Source organism: uncultured Corynebacterium sp., from assembly GCF_902489365.1.
GTDB lineage: Bacteria > Actinomycetota > Actinomycetes > Mycobacteriales > Mycobacteriaceae > Corynebacterium.
On sequence record NZ_CABTZR010000028.1, the window covers coordinates 17,145 to 27,348 of the forward strand.

Consider the following 10,204-nt stretch of genomic DNA (forward strand, 5'->3'; position numbering starts at 1 on the left):
GACGAAGGTGTGTACATGTCTCCGAAGACGTTCCTTGAAATCGAAGCCAAGTTCGCCGTGGATGAAGCCACGCCGACGCCCGATCTCACCAGCCTCGACGAAGTTGCCCGAGTAGCAGAAACCCGCCACCAATCATTGTCGGCGATTTATTACGACACGGAGGACCTTCGCCTTACTCACGCCAAGATCACGCTGCGCCGTCGCACCGGCGGCAATGATGACGGTTGGCACATCAAGATCCCCGGTGCCGAGGGCCGCACCGAAATTCGCGCCGAACTCGGCGAACCAATTGATGGCAAGTACGAGGTTCCAGCCGAGCTTCTCCACCAGGTTCGCTCAGTGATCCGCACTCATCCGCTGGAGCCCATTGCGCAGGTCGACAACAACCGCACCGAATTGCTCCTTGTCAACGCCGATGACCAGCCGGTCGCTGAGTTCTGTGATGACCATGTCACCGCCTTCTCCTTCCTTCCGGGTGGCTCCCAGAGCTCGTGGCGTGAGTGGGAAGTCGAGCTCGCTGGGGAGCTCCCCGGATCCAAGGAAGGCAGCGCTCTACTGCGGCACGCCACTTCCCTATTGATTAGCTCTGGCGCTCGGGTTTCTTCCTCGCCGTCCAAGTTGAAGTCGGCGTTGGGTGAATCCATCAACAATGTCGAACTTCCCCCGTCGCTTGCCACGTCCAACGTGGAGCCGGGCTCACCCGCGGCAGCGGTTGTGGACGCATTGAAAGCCAACCGGGACAAGCTCGTCGAATATGATCCACGGGTTCGCCGCGATGAGTGGGATTCAGTTCACCAGATGCGCGTGGCCACCCGTGAACTGCGCAGCCACCTGCAGACCTTCCACGGCATTGTGGTGGGCCCCGAAATCGAGCGCATTGAGTCAGATCTGAAGGAACTTGCGGCCATGCTGGGCGTCGCCCGTGACGCCGAGGTCGTGGAAGAGCGTTGGCAGAACCTCCTCGCGTCCGAGGATTCCGATGTCCTCGATGAAGCTACCCGCGAGCACATTGCTCACGACATGGGCCGCGCCTACCGCCGCGCGCATCGCCGAGTCATCGCCGCGCTCGATTCCGACCAATACTTGGCTCTGCTCGATGCATTGGATGCCTTCCTCTCCGACCCGCCGGTTGCTGGTGAGGACACGCCCGTTGACGCCGACAGCACCTCTGCCAGCAGTGAAACGGAAGACTCTGCGGTCGTCGATTCGGCGTCCGCTGACCTCACTGAAGAACAAGAGTCAGCAAAGGACCACGAGCCGAAGCACGCCAAGCCTGATGAGGACGAAGAACCCTACGATCTTGATACGGTGATGGCCCTGCACCTCAAGCAGGCTTATGACAAGCTGGTCAAGCGCCACAAGAAGGCAGTCTCCAACTGGGATAATACCGAGCTGACGCTGCACGAACGTGAAGAGTACTTCCACGATATGCGCAAGGCGGCAAAGAAACTGCGCTATGCAGCGGAAGCAGCTGGTTCCGCAACTTCGTTGAAGACGAAGAGCCTCTACAAGGCCTGCAAGCAGATGCAGTCAGTCCTGGGAGACTTCCAGGATTCGGTGACCTCTCGCGACAAGCTGCTCGAATTGGCAGAGACCGCACGCCGCCGAGGCGAGGACACCTTTGGCTATGGTCTGCTCTACCAGCGTGAGCGCGCCATCGGTGTGGAAGCGCTCAATGCCTACTCGGAGAGCTTCAAAACCATCAAGTCTGCGTTCAAGCCGCTGCGCAAGAAGCTGCGCTAATTCCTCCCCACTGGGAGCGCTGCAGCGCCCGGCAGGCAGAACAGGCATTTCAACGGCCCACTCCGTCGCGTTTCTCGCGAAGGGTGGGCCGTTGGCTTTGAGTTACCACCCCTCAATGGGGCGTCCTGCAGGAGTCCTGCAGGACCTTAGTAATCGTCCTCAGCAGCGTCCTCGGCATCAGCCGCAGCAGTGCGGGCTTGCGCGATTTCAATAGCGTGCTCGGCTTCCTCACGGGAGTTGTAGGGGCCCATGCGGTTCTCCCAGCCGGACACCTTTCCCTGGGATACCTCACCGGTAGATGGGTCGTAGAACCACTTGTTGTCAGCCTCAGCCATAGTTTTCTCCGTTCTGTCGGGCAAGTAATCAGTGCACCCCACACTACAGACCGCCCATCGACTACGCCCGTTAGAATAGATAGGTCACCTACCTCCTGCCCCGTTTACAGGCAGGATCTCGCCACCAGCAAAGGAGAACCTTCCCGATGCCCCTGTGGACTGCCACTTCGACCCCGGCCGTCGACCGCGTTCGCGCCGCGCACAGCGACAACATCGGCGCCGAGCCGGCGCATGTCGCCAGCGCCCCAGCCACCTGGGCACTCATCGGCGAGCACATTGACCACTACGGCGGCATCACCATCATGGGCCTGGCTGATCTCCGCGCAGCGGTAGCCGTGAGTCCTCGCAGCGATGGCATCGTCAACGTTCGCCTCGAGCACACCAACGGCGAGACTGTTGAGGACCAGATTTCGCTAGAGAAAGTCTCCTCCCTCGCCGCGGAGCAGCAGCCCGGCGTCGATTCCGAAGGCCAGCCCATCGAGCCCCCAGCGCCCGAGGGCGCCATCGCAGCGCGCCTCGGCGGCATCATCTACACCATGATCAACCGCCAGCTCCTCACCCGCGAGACCGCCGGCGCCGACATCACCGTGGTCAACGATATCCCAGATTCGGCCGGCCTCGGAGCCGCCGCAGCCATTGATATCGCGACCGCTTTGGCCTTGCTCGGCGGCGCGGACGATCTCCACGATGCTCCTCTTCGCGCCCGGATCGCAGAGGTATGCTCCCAAGCTGTCGGCACCTTTGCCCGCTTCCCTGCGCTGCGGGCCCGCCACTCCGCCGCACTGCGTGGCGCGGGCGACTCCATCACCATCATCGACTACGCTGACGGTTCCGTCACCCAGGCACCGCACGTGGTCAACAAGGACATCGCAGCTTTTGCCCTCGCCGTCCCCGGTGACTTCGATTCCGCTGAGGCTGTTGCCGAAATCCGCGCCCGCGAGCGTTTCATTGACGCCGCCTGCCGCGCCTTCGGCACTGCATCGCTGCGCCTCCTGCCGGATGCGCCCCAGCGTGTCCTCGAGTGGCTCGCCGCCGTCCACAAGGTGCACGGCCCCGAAAACCAGCCCACCATCGACCAAGCCACAGCATGGCTGACTTTCTACTCGGAAGAAACCGAGCGAGCCGAGGGAATTGCCCGCGCCTTGCGCTCACGCCGCGGCACCGAGCTCTTCCCACTGCTTACCCAATCGCAGTCAGCCTTGGCCACGGTCTATGGCTTCAACTCTGCGGAAAAACTCGCACAACTGGCCACCGCCCGCGGCGCCGTCGCTGCGCGCTCCGCCCACGCCGGGACATCAACTGCGGTTATTGCCTACGTCCCAAGCACCAAGGCCCCGAATTTCGCGGCCGACCTCGCCGAGGACGGCCTCCTTGTCGTCCCCCTATCGGCCGGTGCCCCCGCCATTACCGAGGACTAGTCCGCCGGCCACGCAAAGAGCACGTCGCGCTCGGCAACATCGGCCTTCACCAGCGAGACGGTGGTCTCACTGCCGGTGGGTGGTTGCCCCACGGCCACTCCAATCACCGGCGGATCCAGCACGACGAGGCGCGCTTTCTCGCGCTTTTCTCCGCCGTCGACAACCACGGCCTCAAAGTTGGTTCCTACCCACGGCTCCAAAACCGTAGCCTCCGTAAGGTTGAGACACGCCTTATCCACTTGGGAGGCCAGCTGCGAGGTCGAACGCATCGTGGAAATCACATCCCCGGCGCGCTCGCGTACCCACTCCGGCACCTCATAGCCACCGCTCAGCGCCAAGCACACCTCCGTGGCAAAGCGGTCGATGAGGCGGCGCAGCGGGGCGGTTACGTGTGCATAGTATCCGCCGATCCCCGCATGCACATCCGCTTCACCGTCCTCCAGCCACACATAGTCCGCCCCTCGCAAAAGACGCTGGGCCTCGCGCATCACCGCCATGCCACGCGGTGAATCCGCGTCCACGGAATGGAGGAATTCCGAGATGCTGCTCTCCCCCAACTCAAAGCCCAGGGCCTCCGCTTCCGAGCGAAAAGTTGCCTCGGCCTCCGGGGTGGCCGCCGATAGGGTACGCAGGAAACCAACTCCATGCTCTTCCATCAATCGGCCCGCGCACATTCCGGTGAGCAAGGAAATCTCCGAGTTATAGTCCATCACCTCATAGCGCGGCTCCATCACCAGCTCGTAGTGCCCCTTCTCCGCATCATTCGTCTCGGACACGCGCTGCGAAGGAAGACGCAGGTTGATTGCCTCGCGGCGCAGCGAGGAGGCCTGGCGCAGCTTGCCTACCTCCGGCAGTAAGGCGATAGAGGAATGCAGAGTGCCATTCTCCAAGTCCGCATGGGCCTGGTCGTAGTCCAGCCGGGCGCGGCTGCGCACGAGTGCGCGCTCCACCGAGAATTCCTCCACCTCACCCGCAGTGTCGAGGTCGAAGGTCCAGAGGACGGCGGGGCGGTCGACGTCGGCAAGCAGCGAGGCCCTATCCTCGGAGAGCTCCGCCGGGTGCAGACGGGCTGGCTCATCGGGCAGGTAGATGGTTTGCCCGCGCGTGAGGGATTCGGTCTCCAGCTCGGAGCCCGGTTCGATGAAAGCGGCGACATCGGCAATGGCGTACAGCACGCGGTAGCCGCCATCGCGGGCTTCGATGAAGACTGCCTGGTCCAAATCCATGGATCCGGCCGGATCAATAGTCACCAGCGGGATGTCGCGGGCATCGCGGCGCTGCTCAGCGTAGCGGTCCTGCGCTGACGCGGCCTGCTCGGTAACTTCTCCTGGGAAGTCGGTGGGAACCGAGAATTCCTCGGCGATGGGGCGAAAGTCCAAGGGCGCGGCATACAACTTCATGCCGCCCCATTGTTCCAAAAAATAAAAGTATGGGCACGAATGAGCCAACCTATAAGCCGGATTCTGTGCCGCGCACCAAGGCGCGGTGGTAAACATCCATCCAGGCCAACCGTTGCCAGTTGGCTCAAGCAGCTACCTTCAGGCTTCGACGAGCAGCCTACTAACGCCTGATCGGGCCCGCTTTCCAGCGGGCCGTGATGCCTTGCTCCCAGTGGGGTTTACCCAGCCACCGCCATCACTGACGGTGCTGGTGCGCTCTTACCGCACCCTTTCACCCTTACCGCGTGCCCTTAAGCTGCGCCGAAGCGAAGCGAAAGGCGCGGCGGTCTACTTTCTGTTGCACTTTCCCGCGGGTCACCCCGGGTTGCTGTTAGCAACCACCGTGCTCTGTGGAGTCCGGACTTTCCTCGGCCCGCGCCTAGCCCCAGGAAGGGGCCGGTTCGACGGAACGCGTTTACCCGGTCGGCTCATTCGCGCCTGTTAGTTTATCGCAGCGCGCCCAGATGCCCCACATCGTTAAATCGGTGCAGGGTGCTACCGCCATCGAAGAACTCAACTTCGCTCAACGAAGCCAGCTCCAGGAACAGGTGGTTGGGGGTCTGCGGGCCGGAATCGAGCGCCTGGCGCACGAAGGACTTGATGGGGTTGACGTGGGAGACCACGAGCACGGTGTGCCCCGCATAGCGCTGCTGTAGCTCGCGGCGGGCGGCGCTGACTCGGCGGTGTACGGCGCGCAGGGACTCCCCGCCCGGGCAGGCTACGGACGTATCCTTCAGCCAGCGCGCGTGGAGCTCGGGGTCGGCGGCGTCGGCCTCGGCAAAGGTCTTGCCTTCCCAGCGCCCAAAGTCCACTTCGATGAGGTCTTCGACGGTCTCCACACGCAGGTCCCGGCCCTCCACCACGGCCGCTGCTGTTTGCTGGCAGCGGCGCAGTGGCGAGCACACCACGGCATCGATGTGGGTATCCGCCAGGGCTTGGGCGGCGGCGAGCGCTTGCTTCTTGCCCAGCTCGGTGAGCTCTGGGTTTGCGCGCCCGGAGTATTGCTTGGCGGCGGACATCGCTGTCTGGCCGTGGCGCAGCAGGATGAAGCGGGTGGCTGGGCCACATTCTGGGCGCCAGTCGGCCGCGGTAGAGGACGCCGTGCTTGGCGACGTCCCCCCGACCTCCCCGCCGGCGTCCTGAACACCTGCAGCGACGGCCTCAGCGCCGTCGCCGGCACCCATATCGAGGATGCCCACGGGCTCGCCCTTCGCGGCGGCGTCCATGGCGACGTTGGAAAGCTCATCGGCCACAGAGTTCTTCGCGCGCGGGACCCACTCGAGGCTGAAGCTAGGAATCTGATCCAGCAGGCGGCGTGCCTCGATGGCGAGCTTCTGCATATCCGGGTGCTTGATCTTCCAGCGCCCGTTCATCTGCTCCACCACGAGCTTGGAGTCCATATAGAACTCCACCTCGTCTGCGCCCAGCTCCACCGCGGCCTCGAGGCCGCGCAGCAGGCCGTGGTATTCGGCCACGTTATTGGTGGACTTCTGCCCCACCACGTAGGCGATTTCCCTGAGCAGCTGCGAGCGGTCCTCGTTGTAGACCGCCGTGCCAGAACCGGCTATCCCGGGGTTGCCGCGGGATCCGCCATCAGCAAAGATGACTAGCTTCATGAGGCCGGGCGCACCAGGTAGGAGCCGCAATCAGAGCACTGCGGGACCTCGTCGGCCGCCGCGTTGCGCACTGCGTTCTGCTCGGCCGGCGGCAACACGATGAAGCAACCACCGCAAGCGCGGCCGGTGAAGGCCGCGGCACCCACACCGTTTTCTTCCCGCACGGTCTCGTATTCCGCCACGATATCCGCGGGCAGCTGCTCACGCAGCTCGCCGATACGCACCTGCGGATCCGGACGGTTCGCCGCGGCCTCTTGGGCGGCCTCGGCTGCGCGCTTGAGTACTTCGAGCTTGCGCTCCGAATCGGAGACCTTCGCGCCGTGGACATCCAGGTTGGCGCGCAAAGCATGGATTTCGTTGTGGGCTTCCTGCAGCTCGCTCATGAGATCCGCGATGCGGGACTTGGCCGCGTAGAGATCGTGCTCCAGGTCCTTGCGGGTCTCCGGGTCGGTCGCGGCACCGAGCTGGGCCTTATCGTCGCGCTCGCGCTGGCGCAGCTTGCGCTCGTCGGCCTGGATGCGCAGGATCTCCATCTCCATGTCATCGACGGCGAGCTGGGCGGAGCCGGAGGCGTCGACAAGCCTGGCGTGTGCAGCCTGTGCCTTCTCGTATTCCTCTTGCTCCGGGATGGTGGGGGTTCCGCCGTGCGCCTGGGAGCGCTCGAGGGTCGCCAGCTCCAGCAAGATGCTCTGCAGATCCTGTGACAGTTTCATTTAGTTCTCCTTATGCGCAGAAATCGTCCATGGGTCGGTGCGGACATCGATGATCTCGGTGTTCACGCGCAATGCGTTCTCCACAATATCGCGCGCCTGGGTAGTCCAGGGAAACTCGCTGGCCCAGTGAGCGGTATCGACCACGGCTGGGCCTTCAGGATGGGCCAGGTGCGCGGCGCGCAGGTGCTCATCCACCGGGTGGTGGCGCAGATCGGAGGTGACGTAGACGTCCACGCCGAGTGCTGCTGCCTGGTCGAGGAAGGAGTCACCCGAGCCGCTGGAGACGGCCACGCGCTTCACCACGCGCTCCGGATCACCGGCCGCACGCACTCCCCACTCGGTTTCCGGGAGGGCATCGGCCACGCGCTGGGTGAATTCCCGCAGCGTCATGGGCTGCTCAAGCTCGCCCACGCGCCCCAACCCTAGGGCCCCGTCGAGGTTTTCATAGGGCTCCACCGGGACGATTGGGCGGCCGGGCTTGATGCCGACGAGTTCTGCCAGTTTGTCATTAACACCCGGGCGCGCCTTATCCGCGTTGGTGTGCGCGGCCAGCAGGGCCACACCGTTGCGGATAAGAGTGTGAATGACCTTGCCCTTCGGGGTATCCGCCGCCACCGAGGTCACCCCGCGCAAAAGCAGCGGGTGGTGCACCACGAGCATCTGCGCGCCGAGTTCCACGGCCTTATCTGCTACCTCTTGTGTGCAATCAAGGGCGAAGGCCACGGTGTTCACCTCATCCGTGGGGTCGCCGCACACCAGGCCGACTGCATCCCACGACTCAGCGAGCTGCGGCGGGTAGGCCTCGTGGATAACGCGGCGGATCTCGCCAACGGTCGTGTGTTCTGCCATCTCGTTTGCTCCTTATACGGCTTCAGGTTTCACGTCAGTCGCGTCGCTGCTATATCCTAGCTTTCGTTCGCCAGCGCACCCCTCTAGCTTAAGGAGCCTTTGCATGACGCCTCCGGAGAACGACAACCAGCTCCACATCGTCTTCGTGTGCACGGGCAACATTTGCCGCTCACCCATGGCGGAAATCATTACCCGCGATGCTATGGAGACCGACATGCTCGATCTCCTCGCGCGCGTGGACTCCTGCGGCCTCGGCGGCTGGCACGTGGGCCAGGGCGCGGATGAGCGCGCCGTGGCTGAGCTGCGCCGCGGCGGCCACGATGGCGCCGGCCACCAGGCCGCCCAGCTGGGTCCGGACCACATGGACGCGGACCTCTTCGTGGCCATGGACACAGGCCACCGCGATGCCCTCATCGAGCGCGGCATCCCGGAGGACAAGGTGCGCCTCATGCGCAGCTTCGATCCGAACTCACCGGAGGATGCCAGCGTGGAGGATCCTTTCTACGGCACGGAGGAGGACTTCGCCCGCACCCGCGCCGAAATCGATGCTTCCGTTCCTGGTCTGCTCGACTGGATTAAAGAGAACCACGGCTAGATAATTCTCCGCGGCTACTAGACTGGTCATCATGCTTAAGACATTCCTCAAGCCTGGGTGGGTGCTCTTTCTCATCTTCATCGTCGCGTTTTCCTATTTGTCTTTCACGGTCCTCGCTCCGTGGCAGCTGAATAAGGACGCCCAGATTGTGGAGCGCAACCACCTCATTGAGGAGGCCTACGACGCCGAGCCCCAGCCGGTCACCGAAGTCTTTTCTGATGATGGCTCCCTGCACAAGGAGTGGGAACGCGCGGAGCTAACCGGCCACTACCTCCCGGAGGATGAGGTGCTCCTGCGCCTGCGCCCGGTGGAATCCGCCCCGGGATTCCAGTCGCTGGTCCCCTTTGAAACCGAGTCTGGTGAGACCTTCCTGGTCAACCGCGGCTGGATGCCCACGGATGAGGGCAACTCCGTCCCCCACATCGATCCGGCCCCGGAGGGCGAGGTCACCATCGTGGGCATGGCGCGCTACAACGAGCGCGAGCACACCTCCGCGCCCATTGAAGAGCAGGGTTACACGCAGGTCTACTCCATCAATACGGAGCAGATTGCAGAGCTTGTCGACGTCCCCCTCGCCCACGACTACCTCCAACTCTCCCCCGAGCAGCCAGGTGAGCTGCATGCGCTGCCGGTTCCAAAGTTAGACCGCGGCAACCACCTCTCCTACGGCTATCAGTGGATTGCCTTCGGTGTGATGGCACCGCTGGGCTTTGCGTATTTCGTGTGGTCCGAGATCCGGGAGCGCCGCCGCGCCCGCGATGAGGATGCCCTGATTGCTGAGGCCACTGCCACAGCTATTGGCACCGGCGCCGGCTCCCCCGATGCGGCCGCGGACCTCGATAGCTCCGAGCACGAGGAGCCTGCGAGCGAGCACCCCGAAGCCACAACGCCTTCTGTCCAGCCTTCGACGCCTGCGGCCGGAACGCAGCCTTCGCGCCGCTCCCGCTCGCGCTATGGCTCCGCCAAGCCGGACTTCTATGAGAAGATCCGCGAGCGCGGTCAGGAGCGCTACTAGCCTCGCCCCCAAAGGGGACGATCATGAACGCGATTGCGTGGACGCGAGAAGCGACCGAAACCGAGATTTCCGACAGTATACTTGAAGCCGCTGGCTGCACCGCTGAGAACTGCATTCCCAACTGGGACGAAGACATGCCAGAAGCAGTGTCGCCAATCAACGGTAGTGAAGAAGAATGTCTCCGAATCGGCAAGCAGGCAAACGGACTCTACTGTGTCAGGTTCTTCTCCATGAGTTTCTATCCAGGGCACTGCCAAGGCATCTACGGTAACGAATATCGCAAAGAAAACGTCGCACTCAACCAGATCGAAGAAACAATCTTCCAAGCGCTCAAAGAAACCTGAGGTTACCCTCGTTTAGTGGACACCCTATTTGTACGGATCTTGTGTCCGTAAGAGAGGATGTTCATTGTGAGTCAACAGCGCAAGAAGTACACGCCGGAGTACCGGCGTGAAGCCGCGAACCTGGTAATCGAGTCAGA

Annotated in this window: 10 protein-coding genes and 1 other RNA gene; 5 read left to right on the top strand and 6 right to left on the bottom strand. The window is 63.2% G+C overall.

The window, feature by feature from the left end; translation table 11 throughout:
- Positions 1-15 precede the first annotated feature (15 nt).
- Positions 16-1,743 (top strand): CYTH and CHAD domain-containing protein, encoded by a 1,728-nt coding sequence (locus tag RDN59_RS05925; protein ID WP_308607042.1) that lies wholly within the window; start codon positions 16-18, stop codon positions 1,741-1,743.
- 146 nt (positions 1,744-1,889) lie between these two features.
- Here RDN59_RS05925 and RDN59_RS05930 read toward each other — a convergent pair whose 3' ends face one another.
- Positions 1,890-2,078: a hypothetical protein gene (locus RDN59_RS05930; RefSeq protein ID WP_308607043.1), complete on the bottom strand. Its 189-nt coding sequence runs from the start codon at positions 2,076-2,078 to the stop codon at positions 1,890-1,892.
- A 146-nt stretch (positions 2,079-2,224) separates the two neighbouring features.
- On the opposite strand from RDN59_RS05930, the gene RDN59_RS05935 reads away from it, so the two are divergent.
- Positions 2,225-3,496 (top strand): galactokinase family protein, encoded by a 1,272-nt coding sequence (locus tag RDN59_RS05935; protein ID WP_308607044.1) that lies wholly within the window; start codon positions 2,225-2,227, stop codon positions 3,494-3,496.
- Here the strand turns inward: RDN59_RS05935 and RDN59_RS05940 are convergent.
- The 5 genes from RDN59_RS05940 to RDN59_RS05960 all read right to left on the bottom strand — a co-directional run bounded on the left by RDN59_RS05940 (position 3,493) and on the right by RDN59_RS05960 (position 8,113).
- On the bottom strand, positions 3,493-4,896 hold the full coding sequence (locus tag RDN59_RS05940; RefSeq protein WP_308607045.1) for an RNB domain-containing ribonuclease: 1,404 nt from the start codon (positions 4,894-4,896) through the stop codon (positions 3,493-3,495). The genes RDN59_RS05935 and RDN59_RS05940 overlap by 4 nt on opposite strands.
- 36 nt (positions 4,897-4,932) lie before the next feature.
- Positions 4,933-5,366: RNase P RNA component class A (gene rnpB, locus RDN59_RS05945), an RNA gene on the bottom strand.
- Positions 5,367-5,381: 15 nt separating this feature from the next.
- Positions 5,382-6,551, bottom strand: coding sequence for a bifunctional RNase H/acid phosphatase (locus RDN59_RS05950; protein WP_308607046.1), 1,170 nt, complete (start codon positions 6,549-6,551; stop codon positions 5,382-5,384).
- Positions 6,548-7,264 carry a C4-type zinc ribbon domain-containing protein gene (locus tag RDN59_RS05955; RefSeq protein ID WP_308607047.1) on the bottom strand — a complete coding sequence of 239 codons (717 nt, stop codon included), beginning with the start codon at positions 7,262-7,264 and terminating at the stop codon, positions 6,548-6,550. Before RDN59_RS05955 ends, RDN59_RS05950 begins: the two co-directional genes overlap by 4 nt.
- On the bottom strand, positions 7,265-8,113 hold the full coding sequence (locus tag RDN59_RS05960; protein ID WP_308607048.1) for a Nif3-like dinuclear metal center hexameric protein: 849 nt from the start codon (positions 8,111-8,113) through the stop codon (positions 7,265-7,267). It abuts the gene before it with no gap.
- Between the two features lie 103 nt (positions 8,114-8,216).
- Between RDN59_RS05960 and RDN59_RS05965 the strand changes: the two genes are divergently transcribed.
- Genes RDN59_RS05965 through RDN59_RS05975 form a run of 3 tightly spaced genes read left to right on the top strand, consistent with a single transcriptional unit; the run spans position 8,217 to position 10,067 of the window.
- Positions 8,217-8,708 carry a low molecular weight protein-tyrosine-phosphatase gene (locus RDN59_RS05965; RefSeq protein ID WP_308607049.1) on the top strand — a complete coding sequence of 164 codons (492 nt, stop codon included), beginning with the start codon at positions 8,217-8,219 and terminating at the stop codon, positions 8,706-8,708.
- A 31-nt stretch (positions 8,709-8,739) separates the two neighbouring features.
- Positions 8,740-9,723 (top strand): SURF1 family protein, encoded by a 984-nt coding sequence (locus RDN59_RS05970; RefSeq protein WP_308607050.1) that lies wholly within the window; start codon positions 8,740-8,742, stop codon positions 9,721-9,723.
- A gap of 23 nt (positions 9,724-9,746) precedes the next feature.
- Positions 9,747-10,067, top strand: coding sequence for a hypothetical protein (locus RDN59_RS05975; protein WP_308607051.1), 321 nt, complete (start codon positions 9,747-9,749; stop codon positions 10,065-10,067).
- Positions 10,068-10,204: the final 137 nt, after the last annotated feature.

What these genes read in the sequence shown, in the direction of transcription:
- RDN59_RS05925 (WP_308607042.1), top strand. Translation starts at nt 16, where the DNA reads ATGTCTCCGAAGACGTTCCTTGAAATCGAAGCCAAGTTCGCCGTGGAT.
- RDN59_RS05930 (WP_308607043.1), bottom strand. Translation starts at nt 2,078, where the DNA reads ATGGCTGAGGCTGACAACAAGTGGTTCTACGACCCATCTACCGGTGAG.
- RDN59_RS05935 (WP_308607044.1), top strand. Translation starts at nt 2,225, where the DNA reads ATGCCCCTGTGGACTGCCACTTCGACCCCGGCCGTCGACCGCGTTCGC.
- RDN59_RS05940 (WP_308607045.1), bottom strand. Translation starts at nt 4,896, where the DNA reads ATGAAGTTGTATGCCGCGCCCTTGGACTTTCGCCCCATCGCCGAGGAA.
- RDN59_RS05950 (WP_308607046.1), bottom strand. Translation starts at nt 6,551, where the DNA reads ATGAAGCTAGTCATCTTTGCTGATGGCGGATCCCGCGGCAACCCCGGG.
- RDN59_RS05955 (WP_308607047.1), bottom strand. Translation starts at nt 7,264, where the DNA reads ATGAAACTGTCACAGGATCTGCAGAGCATCTTGCTGGAGCTGGCGACC.
- RDN59_RS05960 (WP_308607048.1), bottom strand. Translation starts at nt 8,113, where the DNA reads ATGGCAGAACACACGACCGTTGGCGAGATCCGCCGCGTTATCCACGAG.
- RDN59_RS05965 (WP_308607049.1), top strand. Translation starts at nt 8,217, where the DNA reads ATGACGCCTCCGGAGAACGACAACCAGCTCCACATCGTCTTCGTGTGC.
- RDN59_RS05970 (WP_308607050.1), top strand. Translation starts at nt 8,740, where the DNA reads ATGCTTAAGACATTCCTCAAGCCTGGGTGGGTGCTCTTTCTCATCTTC.
- RDN59_RS05975 (WP_308607051.1), top strand. Translation starts at nt 9,747, where the DNA reads ATGAACGCGATTGCGTGGACGCGAGAAGCGACCGAAACCGAGATTTCC.